We start from the raw sequence: 23,193 nt of genomic DNA, 5'->3' as shown, positions 1-23,193 counted from the left end.
CGACGGCGACTACGGCACCCGCCCCGCGGGGCGACGGGCAACGGCGACCGAAGACTGCGGCCCCCGGCCCGCGGGGCGGCGTTCGCTGGCGGTGGTCACTCCCGGACCTGCCCCGTCAGCGCCGTCAGGCTGTTGCGCATCTGCCCGATGTGCGCCCGCACCTCGTCCCACATCGTCTGGTGCTCGCGCAGCACCTGCTCCGTCTCCCGGGCGATCTGGTCCGCCTGCTGCCGGGCCTCGGCGAGCACCTCCGCCGCGCGTGCCCGGGCCCGCTCCTGCAACCGCTCCGCCGAGGCCTCCGCATCCGCCACCGCCTGCTTCGCCGCGAACAGCGAGGCCTCGGCCCGAGCCACCCGTTCCTCCTCCGCCAGCTCCAGGGCCGCCAGCCGCTCACCGGCCTCCCGCTCGACCTCCGCCAACCGCTGGGCCTGCTCCTTGGCGTACTCGGCCTGCAACCTGGACGTGCGCTGGCGCACCTCGCGCAACAAGCCGAGTTCCTCCCCGCGCCCCTCCTTCACCGCCCGCCGGGAGGAGATACGGATCTCGCCCGCCTCGGCGCGGGCGGCGCTGACCCTCTCCCGGGCGTACGCGTCGGCTTCGGCGCTCACGGCCTCGGCGTGCGCCTGCGCCGCCTCACGCACGCGGTCCGCGTGCGCCTGCGCCGCGTCCATCAGGCGCTGCGCCTCCTGCCGCGCGCCCTCCCGGACGACCGCGGCCTCCTCCTGCACCAGCTCGAAGATCCGGTGCGCGCGCTCGCCGAGCGTCTCGTACGTCTGTGGGGCGAGCTGCGCCACCACCTCCCGCAGCCGCTCCGCCTCGGCGTCCATCTCCTTGGCCAGCACGGTGAGCCGGGCGGCCCGCTCCCAGGCGGCGTCACGGTCGCGGAAGAGGGCTTCGACGTAGGCGTCGACCTGTTCGGGACGGTAGCCGCGCCCTCGCACGACCACGAAGTCGTGCCGCGAGACCGGTGCGCCGCTCATCCTGGGACCCCTTTCCGCCGAACGGATGCGAAATGATGATTTAGCGCACATCTTGATGTATCGGGCAGAACCGTTCATAACGCGACACTCCGCGCGGACCGTTCGGCTGGCTCCGAGGCAGCACGAGAAGCGCAGGTGAGAAGGGGTGCAGGCCGGAGACGGACAAGGGAAGCGGCCACCGGCACGCGGAGCACAGGGCTCGGACGCCGCGGTACGCCGCCTCCCCTGCGCACACGAAAGGGCCGGCCTCGGTCGTACAACCGAAGGCCGGCCCTTTCCCGCCGCCCGCCCGCCGCCCTCAGCGGCAGCGGGGCCGCGACGTCACCGCACGAGGGCGGACGGCGTCACAGCAGCCCGTCCCACATCTGCTCCAGCAGCACCGACCACCAGCTCTCCGGCGAGCCGAGCGCCGCCGGGTCGAGCGCGGCGAGCTGGGCCTGGAAGTCGACGGTCCAACGACCCGCCTGCTCCTGGTTCAGACCGAAGCGCAGCCGCCACATCCGGCCGAGCAACGCCAGACAGCGCTGGAACTCGGGCAGCCCCGTGTTCACGAACTGCGGCGGCACGGGCGCACCGCCCGGCCCCGCCTCCACCGGCACGGCGACGATGTTCGCCGTCCCGTACTGCACACACAGCGCCCTGCCGAAGTCGCTGCCCATCACCAGGTACGAACCCGCGTCCGACGCCGGCTGCACCCCCCGCTCCTGCGCCAGCTCCGCCAGCGTCGGAACGGGCCGCCCCGGCTGGGCCTGCGCCCAGAAGAACGGGCCCATGTCCATCGGCAGACCACCGACGACCAGGCTGTGCGCCACGACCGGCGGCACGCCCTGCCGGGACACGGCGGCCTGCTCGAACCGGAAGATCCCCGGCCCGAACGCCCCCGCCAGCTCCTGCGCCACGGCCTCCGGCGGAACCGGCGGCACCGGCTGCACCTGCGGAAGCGGCGCACGCACCGGCGCAGGCCGGGCGGGACCGTCGGCCACCTGGTGCAACTCGCCCTGGTGCGCGAGCAGTTGCCGCATACCCTGCTGCCGGCTCGCGTGATCCGTGCCGTACGGCGCGATGGACGTGATCCGCGCCTGCGGCCACTGCTCCCGGATCATCCGCGCGCAATAGGCGCCCGGCAGCTCGCACGACTCCAGCTCGGTGTGCAGCTCCAGCACCTGGTCCGGGGGCACGTTCATGCCCCGCAGCTCGTGGAAGATCTGCCACTCCGGATGCGGCATACCCGGTGCCGAACGCCGGATCAGCTGCTGCTCCGACCCGTCCTGCGCGCGGTAGCGCAACACGGCCTGGTAGCCGGGACCGACGGTCGGCTGACCGGTGGGCTGCTGCGGGTAGCCGTACGCCGGGGGCGGCACCGCTCCGGGCTGCCCGGGCGGCTGGGCGACGGCGCCGGGCGGCGCGGGGGGTTGGGGAGCGCCGGGCGGCATGCCGGGAGGACCGGGCGGGGTGGCAGGGCCGGGGACGGAGGGGGCGCCTGGTGCGCCGGGGGGCGCCGGGACACCGGGAGCGCCGGGCATGCCGGGAGCCGCCGGGACACCGGGAGCGCCGGGGGCCTGCGGTGGCAGAGGCACGCCGGGGCCGCCGACCGGCGGCGCGGCCAGCACCGTCTCCGCATGGTGCACGGCACCTCGGTCGCCGCCCACGGCACCCTGGGCGCCCTGCCCACCCGGCATCCCGGGGGCACCCGGAGGGCCGGGCGGGTTGGGAACGCCGGGCGGATTCGGCGCGCCAGGCGCACCGGGCACACCCGGAGGCGGCGGCGGACCGCCCGCCCGGCCCGGGTCGGCGAACACGGTCGCGGCGTGATGCACACCGCCCGGAGGCGTACCACCGGGCGCACCCGGCGCATGCGGAACACCGGGCGGATTCGGCGCACCGGGCGGACTCGGCACACCGGGCGGACTCGGCACACCGGGCGGCTGCGGAGCCCCCGGCCCGGCAGCGCCCTCAGGCCCGTCGGGCCCCAAGGCCGACACCATCTGCGTAGGAACGTACCCACCGGCGGGCGCACCCGGAGCGGCCGCCGGAGGAGGCGTAGCGCCCACCCCCGGACCCCCCGCACCCGGCGTCCCGGGCGGGCCCGGCGGCGGAGGCGGCGTCGCCCCGGCCCCCGGACGGCCCACCGGAGGCGCCGCCTTGCTCGTCACCGCGTCGGCGATGTCCCCGGCGTCCGGCCCGACCGGCTGCCCGACCCGCGAGCCGTACGACGGCGCACCCGGCGGAGGCGGAGGCGTGGCACCCGGCGGAGGCGTGGCACCCGGCCCCGGAACCCCGGCAGGCGGCGTACCCGGCACGCCCGCACCCTGCGGGTAGCCGTACGACGACCCACCCCGCGTGCCCTGCGCACCCGGCGCGTTCGGGTCGGCGAGCGCCGGCTCCACCGCCGTCGGCGGAAGCTGACTACCACCCGACATCAACGCCGTCCTGTCATCCGGCGCCACCGGCGCGGGGGCGATGTCGTCAGCGCTCAGCGGCGGCGCGAACACCGTCTCCGGCAACGGCACCGAACGGTCCTCACCCGCATCGGCGTTGGTGTCCGTCCCGGCCCAGGGAGTCGCCCCGTCAGGCACACCGGGCACCCCCGGCGCGGGAGCGGCCGAAGACCCTCCCGTACCGGCAGAACCGCCCCCCGCCGGCACCCCGCCCTGCGTCTCGGCAAGCGCCCCGGCAGCGGAATCCGAACCAGCGGAATCCGAACCACCCATCCGATCCGCCGCCTCCTGCAACCACTCCGGCGGAGTCAGCAGGAACGACGTCTGGTTCAGGTCCACCCGAGCCGGAGCAGCCGGCGCCGGTTCCGCGACCGCGTCCGCACGGCCGTACTCCTCCTCGTACCGGCGAACGACCTCACCCACCGGCAACGCAGGCCACAGCGTCGCCTCCCCGCTGTCCCGCGCGATCACCAGCCGCTGCTCGCCCCCCTCCGAACGCGGCCCGTCCGCCCGGTCCTCGGCCCACACCACGAACCCGAGCTCGAACTCCCGCACCCGCACCTCACGATGCTGGTACGCTGGCACATCCCCGTTGATCCACTCTTCCGCGCGCTCCTGCGCCTGCGCGAACGTCACCATCGCGAAGCTCACTCCCCCACAGCCGCGGCAGCCACGGGCACCGCACGCGCGAACCCACCGTCCACCATCAGATTCGCCACCGTCTCCAACTCCGGCGGAGAACCCGCCAGTCGGGACAGAAACGCGTCGAAGTCCTCACCGCACGGCAGCAGCAACCGCTCCACCCGCTCCGCCGGCGGCCACGACGGCTCCACATCGCGCACGTCGTCGTACGAGCAGAACCACACCGAACCGATCCGGTCGCCCTTCACCTTCACGGCCAGCAACCCGCCCTGCACGAACCCGACACCCAGGTAATCCTTGGTCAGATGGTCCCGCAGGCACTTGTTGACATAGACCAGGTCGTTGACCGCCGCCTCGTCCCGGACCGTGAACAGCGGCTGGTCCACCAGCAGACCCAACTCCGGGTCCAGCGCCGTCCCCACGGGAGCACACCCGCCCGCCGCCTTCAAGAACGACCGATACGCACCCGGCAGCCGGTACCCGAGGTCCTCCTCCACCCCCAGCACCTGCGACTCCGTCACCGCCACACCCGACTTCGGCAGCCGGAAATGCGCCGGCCGCGTCTCCTGCAACGGCCGCGTCCCCCGCTTGTCCTGGTCCACCCCCGACGTCGCTATGCCACCGTGATGCCGCAGCAACGCCTTCACCTCGACCGGCACCAACTCCAGCCGCCGCGAACCCACCACGTGATGCCACGTCCAGCCGTGCGGCGTCGCCACCGCCGGCACCGTGTCCCACAGATCGTGCCCCGAAGCCGCAAGCGCCGCGTTCGCCGACACATAGTCCGTCAGCCGCAACTCGTCGACACCGAAACCCTCCGGCGGCTCCGCGATCTCCGCCGCAGCCCGCGCATACGGTGAGAAGTCGGGATAACCACCCTCGTCGACCCGTACTCCTCTCGGGTGACGGGCCGCCCGGACCGGATCCGGGAAATGCACGACCTGCCCGGCGTAGGCCGCGTTCGGCGGCGCGGCTCGCTGCCCGAGCCGACCTGTCGTCATGGCGGTTGCCCCCTGCGGCGTCCTGATACGGCCCGCCACGACCACTCTCGGTCACAACGGCCTCGTATCCACTGTCTCTCTTGCCTCCACGCGTCACCGCATGGAAAGCGGTGCCGACAGCCTATGCGGTACGACGACACCGGTCACCGGCACCGGCCACGACCCCTCCGCCTCCGTGACCAGCCGTCACCTCGCCGTGACAGCCCGCCCAAACCCGGGCGTGTCGCACCGCCCCAGCTTCCGCACCCACCACGCCATTTGGCACTCTGTGACGTCCGAGAGCATGCCCGGGGGATGCTCAGGAGGGGATGATGAGCATGAACGTGACGCAGACAGGCCCACACGCCGCGAGTTCCGGCGACCCCCGCATCGGCTGGAGCACCGCCGAAACACCCCACGCGCCGACCCTCCGGCACCGCCGCGACGGCATACTCCCCACCGTCGCCGCCGCCCTCTCCGTACGCGGCGCCACCCTCACCGGCACCGCCGCCCGCGGCGACCAGCCCCCCGCCCTGCACCACCTCGTCCAGGACTTCCTCGACACCCTCACCAGCGGCCAACGTGACCGCTTCACCGGCCGCTGCGCCGAAACCATCCTCATCTCACGCCACATCGCCACCGCGGACGCCGCCCGCAGCAAACGCGCCGCCCGCAAACCCATGACCAACGGCGAAGCCCGCAAAGCCCTCAAACAGGCCAAGCTCACCGCCCGCCGCATCCGCGAGGACGGCGACCCCCTCCACGGCAGCTTCGCCGCCCCCTGCCGCGCCTGCACCGCCCTCAGCGCCCACTTCGGCGTCCGCATCATCGACCCCACGCCAGCCGACGACTGACCCCCACACCCCGGCCCTACAGCACCCCGCACACCGCACACCGCACAGGCAACAGACGAACGAAGGGCAGATGCACACCGACCGCACCTCCACCACCCGCTTCCCCGTCCCCGTCGACGCCGCCCTGCGCGCCGCCGGCTGGCAACCCGGACGCTGGGACATCAAACAAGCCGAGATCTGGGCCGACACCCTGCGCGAACACACCTCACCCGCCGGCCACCGCCACACCGTCTTCCCCGCCGCCGTGGAAGCCTGGGCCGAATTCGGCGGCCTGCGCCTCACCCCCACCGGCCCCGGCCGCCAGGTCGCCCCCGCCAACCTCCACTTCGACCCCCTCCACGGCCTCCACATGGCCCGCACCCTCGGCGACCTCGGCCGCGCCCTCGACACCCAGGTCTGCCCCCTCGGCGCCGAAACCGACACCCAGGCCCTCCTCGCCATCGACACCGAAGGCCGCGTATACACCCTCGACCACACCGGCGACTGGTACCTCGGCCCCGACATCGACCAAGCCCTCACCGGACTCGTCGTAGGCATAGAACCGGTACGACTCACAGCAGGCTGAACCCACCCCGCACCGGACCGAACCCGCACCGGACGAAACCCCCAACGCCCCAGCCCAGCACTACACCGCCGGAATCACCGCAGACACCCGAAAACCACCCGCGTCCGTCGGCCCCGACACAAACACCCCGCCCAGCGCCACGACCCGCTCCTTCATCCCCACCAGGCCATTACCCCCCGACGGCAACCGCGCCGACGACGCCGACGACAACTCCGGCGGCGGCTCGTTCTCCACCTGCATCGCGATCTCCGACACCCGATGCGCGAGCCGCACATACGTCTTCGCCCCCGCAGCATGCTTGTGGACGTTCGTCAGCGCCTCCTGCACCACCCGGAACGCCGTCTGCTCCACCTCCGGCGCATACGAGCGCGACTCCCCCTCCACGGACAGATCCACCACCATCCCCGCAGCGGCCGACTGCCCGATCAACTCGTCCAACTCCGACAGACAAGGCCCCTCACCGGCCCCCTCGTCCCCACCGGACCGCCCCCGATCAGCGGCGGCAGCCGCAGCGGCCCCCACCGCCGCCAGCGGCACCACAGCCCGCTCCCGCTCCCCACCACCGGCACTGCGCAGCACCCCGAGCATCTCCCGCAACTCGGTCAACGCCTGCCGCCCCATGTCCCCCACCAGCGCGGCGTTCTTCACCGCCTTCTCCGGATCCTTGCGCGCCACCGCCTGCAACGCCGCCGCATGCACCACCATCAGACTCACCCGATGCGCGACGACGTCATGCATCTCCCGAGCGATCCGCGTCCGCTCCTCACCCCGCGCCCACTCCGCACGCTCCTCCGCCCGCTCGGCCAGCAGCTGAAGCTCCCGCTCCAGACTGTCCGCCCGCTCCCGCAGACTCTCCATGAGCCGCCGCCGCGCCCCCACATAGAGCCCCAGCAGCAGCGGAGGCGCCGTCAACCCGATCGCGGTGGTACCGGAGGCGAACGGAATCACCCAGTCCCCGAACGTCAGATTCCCCCGCGCCACGTCCTGCCGCACCCACACGAACGTCACGATCAACGTCCCCACGAACGACATCCCCGCGAGCGAGGCGATGATCCGCCGCGGCAGCTCCGACGCGGCCAGGGTGTACAGGCCGACGATGCCCATCAGGAACCCCATCTGGGCAGGCATCACCGCGATCGACACCAACACGACGGCGATCGGCCACCGGCGGCGCAGCACCAGCACCGACCCGGCCACAACCCCGAACACCACCCCCGCGGCCACCGGAATCCCGGCATCCCCCGCGAACCGAACCCCCTCGGCCCCGCACTCCAGCGCGGACGCCACGCCCAGCCCCACATCCAGCACGGCACTGCGCAACCTGCCCCACCACCACGGTCCCGCCCCCGGTGGCGGGTTCCCGGCGTGGTCTTCCCCCGTCGTGGTCATGGCTCCAGCCTACGGGCGGGCGCCCCCGGTTTTCCGGCGACTTTTACGGACTGGCCTACACCACAGCCCGTGACCGGGCACGCACGAAACAGCCCGAAATCCCTCGAACTGCTGAACCAGCCCACGTTCGACCCAGGAAGCGATCATTCCGGCTGGACGGTATGCCCATGGCACATTCAACGGGCAAATACGCCGACTTCGAGGGGCTGCGGGAGCAGGCGGCGACACTGCGGCGCGCGGGCCTCAGCCGGCGCCAGATCCGCGACCGACTGCACGTCGACAACAACGACATCCTCAACCGCCTCCTGGAGGGCGAGCCCCCACCGGAGTGGACGAAACGCCCGAACGCGAAGGACGACCTGAGGGACCGGGCGAGGGAGCTGCGACTCAAGGGCTGGACGTACGACCGGATCCAGGTGGAGCTGGGCTGCTCGAAGAGTTCGATCTCCCTGTGGGTACGGGATCTGCCGAAGCCGCAGCGGCGTGATCCATCGGAGCAGGCGAAGCTGGCGGCGAGGAAGAGGTGGGAGCACGAACTGGCCGTGCGGGACGAGGAGCGGCAGCGGACCAAGGCGGCTGCAGCGGCTGAGGTCGGCGCAATGACACCCCGCGATCTATTCATGACCGGCGTGGCCCTCTACTGGGCCGAGGGCGCCAAGGACAAGCCGTACGCGAGGCGCGAAAACGTCCAGTTCGTCAACAGCGACCCGGGCGTGATCCGCATCTACCTGGCCTGGCTGGATCTCCTAGGCGTTGACAGCGAACGTCTTCGCTACCGGGTCATGATCCACGCGACCGGGGACGTTGAAGGAGCCGAGCGCTACTGGGCTGAACTGGTCGGCGTGGATGTCTCGGCCTTCCAGCCAACGACGATCAAGAAGCACAACCCCAAGACGGTCCGCAAGAACGTGGGCGAAAACTACCGGGGATGCCTCGTAGTCAGCGTGCGGCGGTGCGCCGACCTGTACCGCCGCATCGAGGGGTGGTGGAGCGGAATCGTTCTTGGCATCCAGCCAGGCTCCGGTAAGGTCTGATGCAGCGATCCGCCGTAGTGTAATTGGCAGCACGACACCCTTTGGAGGTGTTCGGTCTAGGTTCGAGTCCTAGCGGCGGAGCTGCTCTCGCGGGCCCTGACAGCCAAGTCAGGGCCCGCTCCCATGTCCCCCACGAAACGCCCCGGTATCCTGCGGATGTCACCCACCCTCTCCACAGCCGAAGGGCATCCCGTGAGCGCCATTCGCCCGGCAGCCGTCGTCGTTCTCGCAGCGGGTGAGGGCACCCGTATGAAGTCGGCCACACCCAAGGTCCTGCACGAGCTGTGCGGACGCAGCCTCGTAGGCCATGTGCTCGCCGCCGCAGGCGAGTTGCAGCCCGAGAACCTCGTCGTGGTCGTGGGGCACGCACGTGAGCAGGTCGCCGCGCATCTCGCCGAGATCGACCCCGGTGTGCGGACCGCGGTCCAGGCGGAGCAGAACGGTACGGGGCACGCCGTACGGATGGCCCTGGAGGAGCTCGGCGGTGCCGTCGACGGGACCGTGGTCGTCGTCTGCGGGGACACTCCGCTGCTGTCCGGTGAGACCCTGACCCGCCTCGCTGCGACCCACTCCGCCGACGGCAATGCCGTCACCGTGCTGACCGCCGAGGTGCCGGACGCGACGGGTTACGGCCGGATCGTGCGCGACGGTGTCTCCGGTGCGGTCACGGCGATCGTCGAGCACAAGGACGCGACCGAGGCGCAGCGGGCGATCCGGGAGATCAACTCGGGGGTTTTCGCGTTCGACGGGCGGTTGCTCGCGGACGCGCTCGGGAAGGTGCGGACCGACAACAGCCAGGGTGAGGAGTATCTGACCGATGTCCTGGGGATTCTGCGGGAGGCCGGTCATCGTGTCGGTGCTTCCGTTGCGGGTGATCACCGGGAGATCGCGGGGATCAACAACCGGGTGCAGCTCGCGGAGGCGCGTCGCATCCTCAATGACCGGTTGTTGACCCGGGCGATGCTGGACGGTGTGACGGTGGTCGACCCTGCTACGACTTGGGTGGATGTGACGGTCACGTTCGAGCGGGACGCGGTGGTGCATCCGGGTACGCAGTTGCAGGGTTCCACGCATGTCGGTGAGGGTGCCGAGGTGGGGCCGAACAGCCGGTTGACGGATACGCGTGTGGGTGCCGGTGCCCGTGTGGACAACACCGTGGCTTACAGCTCTCATGTCGGGCCGAACGCGTCGGTGGGGCCGTTCGCGTATCTGCGGCCGGGTACGCGGCTGGGTGTGAAGGGCAAGATCGGTACGTTCGTCGAGACGAAGAACGCTTCGATCGGTGAGGGTACGAAGATCCCGCATCTGTCGTATGTCGGTGATGCGACGATCGGGGAGTTCTCGAACATCGGTGCCGCGAGTGTGTTTGTGAACTATGACGGACAGGACAAACACCACACGACGATCGGTTCGCACTGTCGTACCGGTTCGGACAACATGTTTGTGGCTCCTGTCACGGTCGGGGACGGTGCTTATACGGCTGCCGGCTCTGTGATCACGAAGAATGTGCCGCCCGGTTCGCTGGCCGTGGCCCGTGGCCAGCAGCGGAATATCGAGGGTTGGGTGGCTCGTAAGCGTCCGGGAAGTGCGGCCGCGCGGGCGGCCGAGGAGGCCTCTCGCCGGGGTGAGCGGGAGGACTGACCGGAAACCGGTGCGTCAAACACGGCGTACCGTGATAAGTGCAGACCCGCACCCCACCAGCTGAGACGGCTTCCCGCTGCTAGTCGGGACGGCCTGCTCGACACCCAGCTGCGACACCTCTGAGGAGACAGTGCTGTGACCGGGATCAAGACGACCGGCGAGAAGAAGATGATGTTCTTCTCCGGCCGCGCCCACCCCGAGCTTGCCGAGGAGGTCGCCCGGCAGTTGGGTGTCGGGGTCGTCCCGACGAAGGCGTTCGACTTCGCCAACGGCGAGATCTATGTGCGGTATCAGGAGTCGGCGCGTGGTGCGGACTGTTTCCTGATCCAGAGCCACACGGCTCCGATCAACAAGTGGATCATGGAGCAGTTGATCATGATCGACGCGCTGAAGCGTGCGTCGGCTCGCTCCATCACGGTGATCGTGCCGTTCTACGGTTATGCGCGCCAGGACAAGAAGCACCGTGGGCGTGAGCCGATCTCGGCGCGTCTGATCGCGGATCTGATGAAGACGGCGGGTGCGGATCGCATCCTGACCGTGGATCTGCACACGGATCAGATCCAGGGTTTCTTCGACGGCCCGGTGGATCATCTTTTCGCTCTTCCGCTGCTGGCGGACTATGTGGGCGCCAAGGTCGACAAGGAGAAGCTGACGGTCGTTTCGCCGGACGCGGGGCGTGTGCGGGTGGCGGACCGTTGGTGTGACCGGTTGGGTGCGCCGCTGGCGATCGTGCACAAGCGGCGTGACAAGGACGTGGCGAACCAGGTGACCGTCCACGAGGTCGTGGGTGAGGTCAAGGGCCGGGTGTGTGTCCTGGTGGACGACATGATCGACACTGGTGGCACGATCTGTGCGGCCGCGGACGCGTTGTTCGCGCACGGGGCGGAGGATGTCATCGTGACGGCGACGCACGGTGTGCTGTCGGGTCCGGCGGCGGATCGGTTGAAGAACTCGCGGGTGAGCGAGTTCGTGTTCACGAACACGTTGCCGACTCCGGGTGAGCTGAGCCGTGATCTGGACAAGCTGACGGTGCTGTCGATCGCGCCGACGATCGCGAGTGCGGCGCGTGAGGTGTTCGAGGACGGTTCGGTGACGAGCCTGTTCGACGAGCAGTAGAGATCCTTTTGGGTGCGGCCTCCTGGTCCGAGTAGACTGCTGCAGTTGCTCGGCGAGGGAGGCCGCATCCGTGTGTTCGGGTGTCGGTGGTCCGTTATCGACGCGCTCTTCGTAGCAGGCCGTTCGTGGCCGGGTGACCACGTCCGTTTCTACTTCTACGAGGAGTGATCCACATGTCCGAGGTGAAGCTCAGCGCCGAGACGCGCACCGAGTTCGGTAAGGGTGCCGCGCGCCGTATCCGTCGTGACAACAAGGTTCCGGGTGTGCTGTACGGGCACGGTTCGGACCCGCTGCACCTGACGCTGCCGGGTCACGACCTGCTGCTGGCGCTGCGTACGCCGAACGTTCTGATCGCGCTGGACATCGACGGCAAGACCAACGAGCTGGCGATCCCGAAGGCTGTGCAGCGTGACCCGCTGAAGGGTTTCCTGGAGCACGTGGACCTGCAGCTGGTCAAGCGCGGCGAGAAGGTCACGGTCGAGATCCCGGTGCAGACCGAGGGCGAGCTGGCCCCGGGCGGCAACCTGCTGGAGCACGTCCTGAACGCGCTGCCGGTCGAGACCGAGGCGACGCACATCCCCGAGGCCGTCACGGTGTCCGTGGAGGGTCTGGAGGCCGGTGCCTCGGTCCTGGCCAAGGACATCGCGCTGCCGAAGGGCACGACGCTGGCCGTGGAGGAGGACGCCGTCGTCCTGCAGGTGCTGGCCGCGCAGGCCGAGGAGGCCGCTGAGGGCGAGGCCGCCGAGGGCGAGGAAGTCGCCGAGGCCTGATCCTCGGTTCCGGCAGGGGCGTGTTCCTCGGCTCTGTCATCGGTTTGTCAGCCGCTGTTCCCGATGGGGGCAGCGGCTGGCGCGTATCAAGGAGACATGGACGTGACGAGCGACCCGAGCGCGCCTTGGCTGATCGCCGGTCTGGGTAATCCGGGGCCCGACTACGCGATGAACCGGCACAACGTGGGGTTCATGGTGGTGGATCTGCTGGCGGAGCGGATCGGGGGGAGGTTCAAGCGGGCGGGCAAGGCTCAGGCGCAGGTCGTGGAGGGGCGGATCGGGCCGCCGGGGCCGGGCAGCCGTCGGGTGGTTGTGGTGAAGCCGATGTCGTACATGAATCTGTCGGGTGGGCCCGTGAACGCGCTGCGGGATTTCTACAAGGTGCCGGTGGGCAACATCGTGGCGGTTCATGACGAGTTGGACATCGATTTCGGCACGCTGCGGTTGAAGCTGGGTGGTGGCGACAACGGGCACAACGGGTTGAAGTCGATGACGAAGGCGATGGGTTCGGACTATCACCGGGTGCGGTTCGGGATCGGGCGGCCTCCGGGGCGTATGCCGGTGGCGGACTTCGTGTTGAAGGACTTCTCCTCCGCGGAGCGCAAGGAGCTGGACTATTTCGTGGACCGGGCGGCGGACGCGGTGGAGTGTCTGGTGATCGAGGGGTTGGAGCGGGCGCAAAGCACGTACAACTCCTGACTTGTCCGGCTGCTCGAACAGCAGAAGTTGACCGGCAGTAGGGGCATGGCCAAGGATCGCGGCCATGCCTTCTGCCGTTGTCTCCAGTCAGGGCGCTGTGACCGCGTTGCGGTTCGGTCGTTTCGCGGCGATGGGTACGGTCGCGATGCTGATTCTGATCGCGGGTGTGTGGGCGTCGTGGGGCAGCGCTCAGCATGTGATGCTCACCAAGGGCCGGGAGCGCGGCACGATCGTGGTGGCGCGGTGTGGTGCGGACACGTGCCGTGGGCCGTACACGCCGGTGTCGGCGGGGTCGCAGCCGCGGCGGTCGGTCGTCATCGCCAAGAACGTGGCCGTGCGGACGGGGGAGACGTACACGGTCGTGGTGAAGCCGGGCAGTGACGCGGTGGTGCGGTCGGGGCCGGCGGGTGTTCTGTACGCGTGGGTTCCGTTCGGTGGTGCGTTGCTGCTGGCGTCGGTCGTCGTGGGGGGTGGGTTGCGGCGGACGCGGGGCGCGTGGGTGCTGGCGGGGGCGGGTTTCGCGTTGCTCACGGCGGCGTTCGTGACGGTCTGAGGGTCTGCGCCGTTCTTGTGGTGTGTGGAGGATCTGTTTGTTGCCGGTTCGTGATTGACCGGCGGTCAGTCCGGGCTGGAAGCTGAGCCGCCCCCTCCACATCTTCCCGTTCCTTCTCGAAGATGGACTACTGCCTCATGCGTACCCTCACCCGCGTCGGCGCCCTGTCCGCCGTCGCCGCGGCCGCGGTTCTCTGCGGTCCGACCGCCGCACACGCCACCCCTCCCGGGGACAACGGCACCGTCAAGATCCATGACGCCTCCACCGGCGAGGAGCTGCGCAAGAACGAGCCGCACGTGTGCGAGTTCTATCTCGACGCGTTCGGTTTTGACAGCGTCCAGCAGGTCGACTGGCACATCGAGTCCTGGGCCCCGACGGCCGGCGTCAAGGGCGAGACCGTGAAGTCCGGTGAGATCACGCTGGACGGTGAAGGTCATGGCCGTACCGAGGACATGACCCTGCCCGACGGGCACTACAAGCTGTTCTGGAACTTCGAGGGCGAGCACGGCTCGGCCAAGCACAAGGTGTTCTGGACGGACTGCGAGGACGAGGAGGAGCCCGGCGCCACGACGACGCCGAGTGCGTCCGCCTCGGAGCCCGCCACGCCGAGCGCGTCGGCCACCGAGCCGGCTACGAGCCCGTCGGCGCCGGCCGAGGGTGCCGCGTCGCCGTCGTCGTCGCCGTCCTCGCAGGGCGGCGGGGGCGATCTGGCCGAGACCGGCAACGGTGCCCCGGTGGGTCTGCTGTCGGGTGCGGCGGCCGCTCTGGTGGCGGCGGGCGGTTATCTGCTGCTTCGCCGTCGTAAGGCCTGATGTTCCGCCTGTGACGAGGGGAAGGGCAGTGCCCCCGCGCTCGCTGCGAGCGCGGGGGCACTGCCCTTCCTGGTGGGTCCCCGTCCGGCGGGTCAGCCGGTGTTGCGCAGGCCCGCCGCCACTCCGTTGACGGTGAGCAGCAGGGCGCGGGAGAGCAGCGGGTCGACTTCGGTGCCGGCGGCCGCGGCGTCGCGCTGGCGCTTGAGGAGGGCGACCTGGAGGTAGGAGATGGGGTCCAGGTAGGCGTCGCGGATGGCGAAGGTCTGCTTGAGGACGGGGGCGGCGTCGAGGAGCTCCTTCTCGCCGGTGACCTTCAGGACCTCGGCGACGGTGAGTTCGTGCTCGGCGCGGATGGTGTCGAAGACGTGCTTGAGCTCGTCCGGCACGAGCGTGTCGACGTAGTGGGCGGCGATCCGCAGGTCGGTCTTGGCGAGGGTCATCTCGACGTTGGAGATGAAGTTGCGGAAGAAGTGCCACTGCTCGTGCATCTCGTCGAGCACGGTGTCGAGTCCGGCCTCGCGCAGGGCCTTCAGGCCGGAGCCGACGCCGAACCAGCCGGGCACGATCTGCCGGGACTGGGTCCAGCCGAACACCCAGGGGATGGCGCGCAGGCCGTCGAGCGAGACGCCCGAGCCGGGGCGGCGGGAGGGCCGTGAGCCCAGGTGCAGGTCGGCGAGCTGGTCGACCGGCGTGGACGCGAGGAAGTACGTAGGCAGGTCGGGGTCTTCGACGAGCTTGCGGTAGGCGGCGTGGGCGGCGTCGCTGACGACGTCCATGGCGGCGTCCCAGCGGGCGAGGGCCTCGACGGACTGGCGGGGCGCGGTGTGCAGGGCGGAGGCCTGCAGGGTGGCCGCGACGGTCAGTTCCAGGTTCTCGCGGGCGAGCGAGGGCACGAGGTACTTGTCGGAGATGACCTCGCCCTGCTCGGTGACCTTGATCTCGCCCTCCAGGGTGCCCCAGGGCTGGGCGAGGATCGCGTCGTGGGAGGGGCCGCCGCCGCGACCGACGGTGCCGCCGCGGCCGTGGAAGAGGCGCAGGCGGACGCCGTAGCGGTGGGCGACGTCGCGCAGGCGGCGCTGGGCGCGGTGGATCTCCCACTGGCTGGTGGTGATGCCGCCGAACTTGGAGGAGTCGGAGTAGCCGAGCATGACCTCCTGGACGTCGCCCCGCAGTGCCACGAGCCTGCGGTACGACGGGTCGGAGAGCATGTCCTCCAGGATGGTGTCGGCGGCCTTGAGCTCGTCGGTGGTCTCCAGGAGCGGGACGATGCCGATCTTCGCCCAGCCGGCGTGCAGGTCGATCAGGCCGGCCTCGCGGGCGAGGACGGTCGCGGCGAACACGTCGTCGGCGCCCTGGCACATCGAGATGATGTACGACTCGATGACCTCGGGTCCGAAGACCTTCAGGGCCCGCTTGATCGTCTCGAACACGCCGAGGGTCTTCTCGCCGGCCGCGTCGACGGGCGCCGGGGTGGGCGCGAGGGGACGGCGGGAGCGCAGTTCCTTCGCGAGCAGCTTGGCGCGGTAGTCGCGGGGCATGTCGGCGTAGCGCCAGGACTCCTCGCCGAGCCGGTCGAAGAGCTGGCCGAGGGCGTGGTGGTGGGCGTCGGCGTGCTCGCGGACGTCCATGGTGGCGAGCTGGAGACCGAACGCGGACAGGGTGCGGATGGTGCGGTTCATGCGGCCGTCGGCGAAGAGGCCGCCGCGGTGTTCGCGCAGCGAGGTCTGGATCAGGGTGAGGTCCTGCAGCAGCTCGCCGGTGCCGAGGTAGTCGCGGCCGGCCTCGTGCGGGATGTTCCTGGCCAGGCGGGTCTTGGTGTTCTCCAGCTTCTGCCGGATGCAGGTGGCCTTGAGCCGATAGGGCTCCTCGGCGTTCAGGCGCTTGTAGCGGGGGCTGATCTCGGGCAGGGCGTCGAGGTCGGCCTTGAGGGACTCCAGGAGTTCCTCGGTGGCGCCGGTGTAGCGGATGGAGTTCGACAGGAAGCCGCGCAGCTCGTCGATCATCTCCAGGGCGTCGTTGATGCCGTGCTCGTGCTGGAGGATGAGGACGTCCCAGGTCACCTGGGGGGTGACGTTGGGGTTGCCGTCGCGGTCGCCGCCGATCCAGGTGCCGAAGGTGAGCGGGCGGGTGTCGTCGGGCAGCTTGTGGCCGACGCGCTCCAGCTCGGCGGTGAGGTCCTCCAGGACGTCGCCGACGGCGCCGGCGTGCAGTTCGTCGAGGTAGTAGATGGCGTTGCGGGCCTCGTCGGTGGGTTCGGGGCGTACGACGCGCAGCTCGTCGGTCTGCCAGACGAGGTCGATGTTCTCGGCCAGTCGGGTGTCGTGGCGGCGGCGGTCGCCGTCGAGGACCGGGGTCTCCAGGAGGGTCGCGATACGCCGGAGCTTGTTGAGGACGGAGCGGCGGGCGGCCTCGGTGGGGTGCGCGGTGAAGACGGGGCGCACGTTGAGGTGCTGGATGGTCTGGCGCAGGTGTTCGGGGTCTGCGTCCTTGAGCCGGTCGGCCGTCCGGGCGAGGAGGCCGCCCTCGGCGGCGCGCCGGGCCCGCAGCTCGCGGCCTCGGTGGACCTGCTCGGTGACGTTGGCCAGGTGGAAGTAGGTGGAGAAGGCGCGGACCAGCTTGGCCGCGGTCTCCAGTTCGGTGCCGCGCAGCAGCTCGGCGGCGGCCTCGCCGTCCTCTCGGGTGAGGCGGCGTACCTTCTCGACGAGCTCCAGCAGCTCCGGGCCTTCCTGGCGGACCAGGGTCTCGCCGAGCAGGTCACCCAGTCGGCGGATATCGGCGCGCAGCTCGCTGTTCGTCGTCGTGGTCTGGTCGTCGGCACTGCTCACAGGTGCGGCTCCTTGCAGTGTTGAAGCTCGTCTGGGAGGGGAACCCGGACGGCGTCTCGCGCGGCGGGCGCCGCTTACGGAGCCGGACGTCCGGGAAGAAATCAGAGCGGACCGCGCTGTCCGACCGACCCCAGGATATGTGCCGGTCGGGACGCGCAGGCTCTGGGGCTCTTGCCGCCGGGCGACGCACTGCCATACTTACGATGCCGTAGGTTACGGAACCGTAGGAAGCACTGCACGGGTTCCCGTGGCCCGGTTGCCCTCTCCATCCACATACCCCCCAGGGGACGCGTATGACCAGTAGTTCCGACGTGATCGAAGACACCCCGAAGGTGCCCGGTCCGGACACCGACGCCGCCGAGGCCTCCGCCACGCTGGGCGGCGAGCAGAAGCGCTCCATCGAGCAGATCGCCCTCCTCCTCTTCATCACCGTCCCGTTCCTCGCGCTGCTGGCGGCCGTGCCGCTGGCCTGGGGCTGGGGGGTGAGCTGGCTGGACCTCGGTCTGCTGGTCTTCTTCTACTACCTGGGCTGCCACGGCATCACGATCGGCTTCCACCGCCACTTCACGCACGGTTCCTTCAAGGCCAAGCGGCCCCTGAAGATCGCCTTGGCGATCGCGGGGTCCATGGCGGTGGAGGGGCCGCTGGTGCGCTGGGTGGCCGATCACCGCAAGCACCACAAGTTCTCCGACGCGGAGGGCGACCCGCACTCGCCGTGGCGGTTCGGCGAGACCCTTCCGGCCCTGATGAAGGGCCTGTGGTGGGCGCACATCGGATGGATGTTCGACGAGGAGCAGACCTCGCAGGAGAAGTACGCGCCGGACCTGATCAAGGACAGGACGCTCCGGACGATCTCCCGCCAGTTCGTGCTGTGGACGGTGGTGTCCCTGGCGCTGCCCCCGCTGATCGGTGGTCTGGTCACGATGTCGTGGTGGGGCGCCTTCACCGGGTTCTTCTGGGGTTCGCTCGTCAGGGTGGCCCTGCTGCACCACGTGACCTGGTCGATCAACTCGATCTGCCACGCGGTCGGCAAGCGCCCCTTCAAGTCGCGGGACCGTTCGGGCAACGTGTGGTGGCTGGCCGTCCTGTCGTGCGGTGAGTCCTGGCACAACCTGCACCACGCCGACCCGACGTCCGCGCGGCACGGTGTGATGCGCGGCCAACTGGACTCCTCCGCCCGGCTGATCCGCTGGTTCGAGATGCTCGGCTGGGCCTACGACGTGCGCTGGCCGTCACGCTCGCGTATCGATTCGCGCCGTAACACCGGGGAAGGCGGCTCCCGGCACGGGAAGGAGCCCGTCAAGGCGGCATGATGGTCGCTGTGGCGACCGACTCGAGCAGCACCCCCAGCAACGACAAGCCGCGGCGGGCGCGCCGTACCCGGATGACCGGTGCGGAGCGCCGCCAGCAGCTGCTGGAGATCGGTCGTACCCTCTTCGCCGCGAAGGGCTTCGAGGGCACCTCGGTGGAGGAGATCGCGGCGAAGGCCGGGGTGTCCAAGCCGGTGGTGTACGAGCACTTCGGTGGCAAGGAGGGCCTGTACGCGGTCGTCGTGGACCGTGAGATGCGGCGCCTGCTGGACATGGTGACCAGCTCCCTGACCGCCGGCCACCCGCGTGAGCTGTGCGAACAGGCGGCGTTCGCCCTGCTGGACTACATCGAGGAGTACACGGACGGCTTCCGCATCCTGGTCCGTGACTCGCCCATCCCGCAGTCGACGGGGTCCTTCGCCTCGCTGATCTCCGACATCGCGACCCAGGTGGAGGACATCCTGGGCCGCGAGTTCAAGAGCCGCGGCTTTGACCCCAAGCTGGCCCCGCTGTACGCCCAGGCCTTGGTGGGCATGGTCGCGCTGACCGGCCAGTGGTGGCTGGACGTGCGCCGCCCGAAGAAGGCGGAGGTGGCGGCCCATCTGGTGAACCTGGCCTGGCACGGGCTGGACGGGCTGGAGGCGAAGCCGCACCTCATAGGGCGCCGCAAGAACTGACGCGCCTCGCCCCGCGCAGACCGGTGCCCCGCGCCGCATGCGCGGGGCACCGGTGCGGCTGCGCTCAGTGCTTGAAGGTGTCCTTGCCCTTCTCCTTGGCCTGACGTGCGTCGCCCTTCATCTGGTCGGCCTTGCCCTCGGCGGTCATCCGCTCGTTGCCGGCCATGCGGCCCATCGCTTCCTTGGCCTTGCCCTTGAGCTGTTCCTTCTTGGCCCGGGTCTTCTCTTCCTTCGCCACGTTCCTCACTCCTCGCGAGGGTCGACGTCGGTCTCTCGACACGGGTGACCTTTCCGCGACCGGTCAAACCGCGGCCCGCGATCTTCGGTCACCGGCTCCAGGAACTCCAGGCGGTTGCCGACCGGGTCGCAGGACCAAAAACCGCCTGTGCCCCGGCAGGTCCTCGTCCCGCTCCACGGGCGCCCCCAGCGCCTGCAGGCGGGCGCCGCACTCCTCGATCCCGGTGACCCGCAGCCCGCGGTGCGCCCTCCGCGCGGGCCGGAAGTCCGCGTCGGCACCGGCGTGCAGCTGGACGGCGCCGGTCTGGAACCAGCAGCCCCCACGGGCGGCGAGCACGCCGCGGCTCGGGGATCCCGGTCGTCCCGAGGACGCCCCCGCAGTACGCCCGCAGCCGCTCCCGCCAGCCGGGCGGTGCGGCGAGCTGGACGTGGTCGACAGCGGTGATCACGCGCGGACCTCCCGGCGGGCCACGGCGAAGATCCGGCGGAACGGGAAGGGGGTTCCGTGCCGACCCGCAGGATAGGCCTCCCGCAGGACCGCCCGGTAGTCGCGCAGAAAGGCCTCCCGCCGCTCGGGGTCGTCGGCCAGGGCCGTCAGCACGGGGCGCAGTCCCGTGCCCTTCACCCAGTCGAGGACGGGGTCCTCACCGGTCAGGAGATGCACGTACGTCGTCTCCCACACGTCCGTCGCGCAGCCCAGGTCGGCCAGGCGGGCCAGGTAGTCCTGCGGGCGGAGCACGGCGCCGGAGTGGCGCAGGGTGTCGGTGAGGCCGTAGCGGTGGGCGAGGTCGCGCATGAGGCGGTGGCTGGGGGCGTCGAAGTTGCCGGGCACCTGGAAGGCGAGGGTGCCGCCGGGACGCAGGCCCTCCACCCAGGCGCCGAAGCTCTCGACGTGGCCCGGCACCCAGTGCAGCGTGGCGTTGCTGACGATCAGGTCGTACGGCTCACCCGGCTGCCACGTCCGCACGTCGGCGTGGGCGAAGTCGAGGCGGCCGCCGCCCTCGGTCGGGCCCTCGTACTCGGCGTGGGCCTTGTCCAGCATCTCGGCGGAGTTGTCGTAGCCGGTGATGTGGGCGGTGGGCCAGCGCCGGGCGAGCAGGGCGGTGACGTTTCCGGGACCGCAGCCGAGGTCGGCGATGCGGGGCCGGTCCTGGGGCAGATCCGGGACGCGAGCGAGGAGGTCGGCGAAGGGGCGGGCACGGTGGCCGGCGTGGCGCAGGTACTGGGCCGGGTCCCAGGTGGGGGCGGCGGCAGCGGACATGGGCAGGGCCTCCTGTCTTCTCGCTCTCCAGCCTGCCCCCCAAGGTATCTTGACGTCAAGAGACTTCACGTCGACACAACCACTACACTGATCGTCATGGAGGACGAGGTCGATCGGCTGGTCGCAGCGTGGCGCCGGGAGCGCCCGGACCTCGACGTGGAACCGCTTGAGGTGCTCAGCCGGGTGAGCAGACTGGCCCGGCATCTGGACCGCGCGCGCCGACTGGCCTTCTCCGAGCACAGCCTGGAGCCCTGGGAGTTCGACGTGCTGACCGCGCTCAGGCGCGCGGGAACGCCGTACCAGCTCTCCCCCGGCCAGCTCCTGACCCAGACCCTGGTCACCTCGGGCACGATGACGAACCGCATCGACCGCCTCGCCAAGAAGGGCCTGGTGGAGCGCCTCCCCGACCCCAGCGACCGACGCGGAGTCCTGGTCCGCCTCACGGACGAGGGCCGCGACCGCGCCGACCAGGCCCTCGCCGGCCTCCTCGACCAGGAGCGCGCGATCCTCGCGGAGCTCTCACGCGCCCAGCGCGGCGAACTGGCCGCGCTCCTGCGCCAGCTGACCGCCCCGTTCGACAACATCCCCGGTTGAGGCTGGCGGGCCGAGCCCGACGGGTGGGCGGGGCGATCGCGCCGGGGGAGTCGTGGACGACGTCGGCGAGGGTGCCGTAGGGACCGCGTGGACGACCCCGGCGAGGGTGCCGCAGGGACCGCGACGGTCGAGGCGTCATGGACGACGGCGGCGAAGGGCGAAGCCGACGTCGGCGCGTCCGGCACCACCCGCCCGCCCTGCGCCCCGAAGCCGCCCGCCGGCGAGCCGGTTGACCGCCCCGTTCCACGACATCCCCGGAGCCGAGGCCCAAGGGCGGAGTGGACGCGCTCACCCCGACCGCGAACCCACCCCCCTCCTACGCCAGCTGACCGCCGCGCTCCACGACATCCCCGGCCAGATCGACCGGGCCGACCCCGGCGCGGCGGGCGAGGGCGACCGCGGCGAGGGTGGAGTGGACGCCGAGTTTGCCGAGGACGTTCTGCATGTGGGTGCGGACGGTGTGCGGGGACAGGAACAGGCGTTCGGCGACCGCCTTGCGGCCCAGGCCGGCCACCATGCAGCGCAGGACCTCGCGTTCACGCGGAGTCAGCGACTCGACCAGGCGCTCGCTCTCGGTGCGGTGCTTGCGGGCGGCCGTCAGCTCCCGCAGCACCCCGGTGAGCAGGGCGGGCGGCAGATGGGTCTCGTCACGCAGCACCCCGCGGATGACGGTGAGCAGCCGGGACAGCGAGCAGTCCTTGGCCACCCACCCGGACGCCCCGGCCTGCAGGGCGAGCGCGGCCCGGCGTGGATCGTCCTTCTCGGCGAGGACGACGATCCGTACGGCAGGCTGCGCGGCGCGGACGCCGACGACCAGCGAGATCCCGTCGACCAGCCCGTCCTCGCCCACCTCCGGAACGGGCACGGCCGGCCGGACCCCCGGCACGTTGCCGCCCAGGTCGGCGTCGACGAGCAGCACGTCGAAGCGCCGCCCCTCGGCGGCCGCGCGCTCCAGACTGCGCAGCGCGGCCGGGCCGCTGCCCGCGGCGGAGACGTCGACATCGGGCTCGGCGGCCAGGGCGGCGGCGAGCGACTCGGCGAAGATGCGATGGTCGTCGACGACCAGGACTCGGATGCGAACCACGAAACCCCCTTCCCCAAGCTCTCGAAGAGCAGGGGATACCCCATCGTCATGAGGACGACACCGGGAGACGAACACCGTCGCAGGCGCGACGCCCGAAGCAGGGATGGCCGCACGGCCGCCGCCGTGCAAGAACTGCTACCCCCCACTTCGGGTGCCGAACCCGACTGTCTCGCCCCCTGATCAGCACCGGCCCCCACCGGTGCTGTTCATCAGAGTACGGCCGGGGGCCACGAGCGGAAGGTAATTTGCAGAACTGGTTGTCCGACGCGTTTATGGTGAGCCGCATGTTTCGTCTAGAGACAGAAGTCGACAAATCGCGGCAGGATCTGCTCCGCCGCCGTCTGCGGGACACCAACACCGCGGCCTCCCCGGTGCTGCGCGCCCTGCGCGGAACCCCAGGTGAACGCGAACGCCCGCTCCACGTCTGGGGATTGGACGGCACCGGCGCCGTGGCGGGCGGCCTGGTCGGCCACACCTGGACCAGCTGGCTCCACGTCACGTACCTCTGGGTGGACCAACGCCACCGCGGCACCGGCCTCGGTTCGCAATTGCTCGCACAGGCGGAGCGCGTCGCGCGTGACGAGCGCGGCTGTGCTTCCGTGCGCCTGGAGACATGGGACTTCCAGGCGCCGGAGTTCTACAGGAAACAGGGATACGAGGTGGTGTGCGTGATCCCCGACTACCCGCCGGGGGTCACGGAGTACACGCTGACCAAGCGGCTGGGGTGAGGCA

At 70.7% G+C, this 23,193-nt stretch carries 21 protein-coding genes, 1 tRNA gene and 1 pseudogene; 14 read left to right on the top strand and 9 right to left on the bottom strand.

Annotated elements, in window-relative coordinates:
- Positions 1 to 95: 95 nt before the first annotated feature.
- The 3 genes from ACWCPI_RS26635 to ACWCPI_RS26625 form a co-directional block, all read right to left on the bottom strand.
- Entirely contained in the window at positions 96 to 980 is an 885-nt protein-coding gene (locus ACWCPI_RS26635; RefSeq protein WP_451040508.1) for a cellulose-binding protein, read from the bottom strand.
- A gap of 344 nt (positions 981 to 1,324) precedes the next feature.
- Positions 1,325 to 4,057, bottom strand: a complete 2,733-nt coding sequence (locus ACWCPI_RS26630; RefSeq protein WP_451040507.1) for an SUKH-4 family immunity protein — start codon at positions 4,055 to 4,057, stop codon at positions 1,325 to 1,327.
- Between the two features lie 8 nt (positions 4,058 to 4,065).
- Entirely contained in the window at positions 4,066 to 5,061 is a 996-nt protein-coding gene (locus ACWCPI_RS26625; RefSeq protein WP_451040506.1) for an SMI1/KNR4 family protein, read from the bottom strand.
- Positions 5,062 to 5,369: 308 nt separating this feature from the next.
- On the opposite strand from ACWCPI_RS26625, the gene ACWCPI_RS26620 reads away from it, so the two are divergent.
- Together ACWCPI_RS26620 and ACWCPI_RS26615 are read left to right on the top strand one after the other, a co-directional pair.
- Complete coding sequence (locus tag ACWCPI_RS26620) at positions 5,370 to 5,894, top strand: YwqJ-related putative deaminase (protein ID WP_451040505.1); 525 nt, start codon at positions 5,370 to 5,372, stop codon at positions 5,892 to 5,894.
- A 70-nt stretch (positions 5,895 to 5,964) separates the two neighbouring features.
- Positions 5,965 to 6,459 (top strand): SUKH-3 domain-containing protein, encoded by a 495-nt coding sequence (locus ACWCPI_RS26615; RefSeq protein WP_451040504.1) that lies wholly within the window; start codon positions 5,965 to 5,967, stop codon positions 6,457 to 6,459.
- 60 nt (positions 6,460 to 6,519) lie between these two features.
- On the opposite strand, the gene ACWCPI_RS26610 is transcribed toward ACWCPI_RS26615, so the two are convergent.
- The gene (locus tag ACWCPI_RS26610; RefSeq protein ID WP_451040503.1) at positions 6,520 to 7,848 is read right to left on the bottom strand and encodes a sensor histidine kinase; all 1,329 of its coding nucleotides are present in this window, start codon (positions 7,846 to 7,848) and stop codon (positions 6,520 to 6,522) included.
- Between the two features lie 167 nt (positions 7,849 to 8,015).
- Here ACWCPI_RS26610 and ACWCPI_RS26605 point away from each other — a divergent pair, with 167 nt between their 5' ends.
- The 8 genes from ACWCPI_RS26605 (at position 8,016) to ACWCPI_RS26570 (ending at position 14,473) form a co-directional block, all read left to right on the top strand.
- The gene (locus tag ACWCPI_RS26605; RefSeq protein ID WP_451040502.1) at positions 8,016 to 8,882 is read left to right on the top strand and encodes a hypothetical protein; all 867 of its coding nucleotides are present in this window, start codon (positions 8,016 to 8,018) and stop codon (positions 8,880 to 8,882) included.
- Between the two features lie 8 nt (positions 8,883 to 8,890).
- Positions 8,891 to 8,963 (top strand) — tRNA-Gln (locus tag ACWCPI_RS26600).
- Positions 8,964 to 9,074: 111 nt separating this feature from the next.
- Entirely contained in the window at positions 9,075 to 10,523 is a 1,449-nt protein-coding gene (gene glmU, locus ACWCPI_RS26595) for a bifunctional UDP-N-acetylglucosamine diphosphorylase/glucosamine-1-phosphate N-acetyltransferase GlmU (RefSeq protein WP_451040501.1), read from the top strand.
- A 135-nt stretch (positions 10,524 to 10,658) separates the two neighbouring features.
- Positions 10,659 to 11,639 carry a ribose-phosphate diphosphokinase gene (locus tag ACWCPI_RS26590; RefSeq protein WP_388807804.1) on the top strand — a complete coding sequence of 327 codons (981 nt, stop codon included), beginning with the start codon at positions 10,659 to 10,661 and terminating at the stop codon, positions 11,637 to 11,639.
- Positions 11,640 to 11,812: 173 nt separating this feature from the next.
- Positions 11,813 to 12,409: a 50S ribosomal protein L25/general stress protein Ctc gene (locus tag ACWCPI_RS26585; protein WP_451040500.1), complete on the top strand. Its 597-nt coding sequence runs from the start codon at positions 11,813 to 11,815 to the stop codon at positions 12,407 to 12,409.
- Positions 12,410 to 12,505: 96 nt separating this feature from the next.
- Positions 12,506 to 13,108: an aminoacyl-tRNA hydrolase gene (gene pth / locus ACWCPI_RS26580; protein WP_451040499.1), complete on the top strand. Its 603-nt coding sequence runs from the start codon at positions 12,506 to 12,508 to the stop codon at positions 13,106 to 13,108.
- A 64-nt stretch (positions 13,109 to 13,172) separates the two neighbouring features.
- Positions 13,173 to 13,661: a hypothetical protein gene (locus ACWCPI_RS26575; protein ID WP_451040498.1), complete on the top strand. Its 489-nt coding sequence runs from the start codon at positions 13,173 to 13,175 to the stop codon at positions 13,659 to 13,661.
- 137 nt (positions 13,662 to 13,798) lie between these two features.
- Positions 13,799 to 14,473, top strand: coding sequence for an LPXTG cell wall anchor domain-containing protein (locus ACWCPI_RS26570; RefSeq protein WP_451040497.1), 675 nt, complete (start codon positions 13,799 to 13,801; stop codon positions 14,471 to 14,473).
- Between the two features lie 92 nt (positions 14,474 to 14,565).
- Here the strand turns inward: ACWCPI_RS26570 and ppc are convergent, their stop codons facing one another.
- Positions 14,566 to 17,298, bottom strand: a complete 2,733-nt coding sequence (gene ppc, locus ACWCPI_RS26565) for a phosphoenolpyruvate carboxylase (protein ID WP_451040496.1) — start codon at positions 17,296 to 17,298, stop codon at positions 14,566 to 14,568.
- Between the two features lie 293 nt (positions 17,299 to 17,591).
- On the opposite strand from ppc, the gene ACWCPI_RS26560 reads away from it, so the two are divergent.
- Both ACWCPI_RS26560 and ACWCPI_RS26555 read left to right on the top strand, forming a co-directional pair.
- Entirely contained in the window at positions 17,592 to 18,611 is a 1,020-nt protein-coding gene (locus ACWCPI_RS26560) for an acyl-CoA desaturase (protein ID WP_451040495.1), read from the top strand.
- Entirely contained in the window at positions 18,608 to 19,285 is a 678-nt protein-coding gene (locus tag ACWCPI_RS26555; protein WP_019753612.1) for a TetR family transcriptional regulator, read from the top strand. The genes ACWCPI_RS26560 and ACWCPI_RS26555 overlap by 4 nt, the downstream gene beginning before the upstream one ends.
- Before the next feature lie 64 nt (positions 19,286 to 19,349).
- On the opposite strand, the gene ACWCPI_RS26550 is transcribed toward ACWCPI_RS26555, so the two are convergent.
- The 3 genes and pseudogenes from ACWCPI_RS26550 to ACWCPI_RS26540 form a co-directional block, all read right to left on the bottom strand.
- On the bottom strand, positions 19,350 to 19,523 hold the full coding sequence (locus ACWCPI_RS26550; RefSeq protein WP_363039606.1) for a CsbD family protein: 174 nt from the start codon (positions 19,521 to 19,523) through the stop codon (positions 19,350 to 19,352).
- 5 nt (positions 19,524 to 19,528) lie between these two features.
- A pseudogene (locus ACWCPI_RS26545) lies at positions 19,529 to 19,971 on the bottom strand (glyoxalase).
- The gene (locus tag ACWCPI_RS26540; protein ID WP_451040494.1) at positions 19,968 to 20,783 is read right to left on the bottom strand and encodes a trans-aconitate 2-methyltransferase; all 816 of its coding nucleotides are present in this window, start codon (positions 20,781 to 20,783) and stop codon (positions 19,968 to 19,970) included. The pseudogene ACWCPI_RS26545 and the gene ACWCPI_RS26540 overlap by 4 nt, the downstream one beginning before the upstream one ends.
- A 96-nt stretch (positions 20,784 to 20,879) precedes the next feature.
- Between ACWCPI_RS26540 and tamR the strand changes: the two genes are divergently transcribed.
- Positions 20,880 to 21,377, top strand: a complete 498-nt coding sequence (gene tamR / locus ACWCPI_RS26535) for a MarR family transcriptional regulator TamR (protein WP_019753616.1) — start codon at positions 20,880 to 20,882, stop codon at positions 21,375 to 21,377.
- A 316-nt stretch (positions 21,378 to 21,693) separates the two neighbouring features.
- On the opposite strand, the gene ACWCPI_RS26530 is transcribed toward tamR, so the two are convergent.
- Positions 21,694 to 22,461, bottom strand: coding sequence for a LuxR C-terminal-related transcriptional regulator (locus tag ACWCPI_RS26530; protein ID WP_019753617.1), 768 nt, complete (start codon positions 22,459 to 22,461; stop codon positions 21,694 to 21,696).
- A gap of 272 nt (positions 22,462 to 22,733) precedes the next feature.
- On the opposite strand from ACWCPI_RS26530, the gene ACWCPI_RS26525 reads away from it, so the two are divergent.
- On the top strand, positions 22,734 to 23,189 hold the full coding sequence (locus ACWCPI_RS26525) for a GNAT family N-acetyltransferase (RefSeq protein WP_451040601.1): 456 nt from the start codon (positions 22,734 to 22,736) through the stop codon (positions 23,187 to 23,189).
- Positions 23,190 to 23,193 lie beyond the last annotated feature (4 nt).

Source organism: Streptomyces sp. NPDC001920 (assembly GCF_053594495.1).
This window is presented reverse-complemented; position numbering and strand designations above follow the sequence as displayed.

What these genes read in the sequence shown, in the direction of transcription:
- ACWCPI_RS26635 (WP_451040508.1), bottom strand. Translation starts at nt 980, where the DNA reads ATGAGCGGCGCACCGGTCTCGCGGCACGACTTCGTGGTCGTGCGAGGG.
- ACWCPI_RS26610 (WP_451040503.1), bottom strand. Translation starts at nt 7,848, where the DNA reads ATGACCACGACGGGGGAAGACCACGCCGGGAACCCGCCACCGGGGGCG.
- ACWCPI_RS26625 (WP_451040506.1), bottom strand. Translation starts at nt 5,061, where the DNA reads ATGACGACAGGTCGGCTCGGGCAGCGAGCCGCGCCGCCGAACGCGGCC.
- ACWCPI_RS26585 (WP_451040500.1), top strand. Translation starts at nt 11,813, where the DNA reads ATGTCCGAGGTGAAGCTCAGCGCCGAGACGCGCACCGAGTTCGGTAAG.
- ACWCPI_RS26525 (WP_451040601.1), top strand. Translation starts at nt 22,734, where the DNA reads ATGGTGAGCCGCATGTTTCGTCTAGAGACAGAAGTCGACAAATCGCGG.
- tamR (WP_019753616.1), top strand. Translation starts at nt 20,880, where the DNA reads ATGGAGGACGAGGTCGATCGGCTGGTCGCAGCGTGGCGCCGGGAGCGC.
- ACWCPI_RS26560 (WP_451040495.1), top strand. Translation starts at nt 17,592, where the DNA reads ATGACCAGTAGTTCCGACGTGATCGAAGACACCCCGAAGGTGCCCGGT.
- ACWCPI_RS26575 (WP_451040498.1), top strand. Translation starts at nt 13,173, where the DNA reads ATGCCTTCTGCCGTTGTCTCCAGTCAGGGCGCTGTGACCGCGTTGCGG.
- ACWCPI_RS26605 (WP_451040502.1), top strand. Translation starts at nt 8,016, where the DNA reads ATGGCACATTCAACGGGCAAATACGCCGACTTCGAGGGGCTGCGGGAG.
- ACWCPI_RS26630 (WP_451040507.1), bottom strand. Translation starts at nt 4,057, where the DNA reads ATGGTGACGTTCGCGCAGGCGCAGGAGCGCGCGGAAGAGTGGATCAAC.
- ACWCPI_RS26555 (WP_019753612.1), top strand. Translation starts at nt 18,608, where the DNA reads ATGATGGTCGCTGTGGCGACCGACTCGAGCAGCACCCCCAGCAACGAC.
- ACWCPI_RS26615 (WP_451040504.1), top strand. Translation starts at nt 5,965, where the DNA reads ATGCACACCGACCGCACCTCCACCACCCGCTTCCCCGTCCCCGTCGAC.
- pth (WP_451040499.1), top strand. Translation starts at nt 12,506, where the DNA reads ATGGACGTGACGAGCGACCCGAGCGCGCCTTGGCTGATCGCCGGTCTG.
- ACWCPI_RS26620 (WP_451040505.1), top strand. Translation starts at nt 5,370, where the DNA reads ATGATGAGCATGAACGTGACGCAGACAGGCCCACACGCCGCGAGTTCC.
- ACWCPI_RS26540 (WP_451040494.1), bottom strand. Translation starts at nt 20,783, where the DNA reads ATGTCCGCTGCCGCCGCCCCCACCTGGGACCCGGCCCAGTACCTGCGC.
- ACWCPI_RS26570 (WP_451040497.1), top strand. Translation starts at nt 13,799, where the DNA reads ATGCGTACCCTCACCCGCGTCGGCGCCCTGTCCGCCGTCGCCGCGGCC.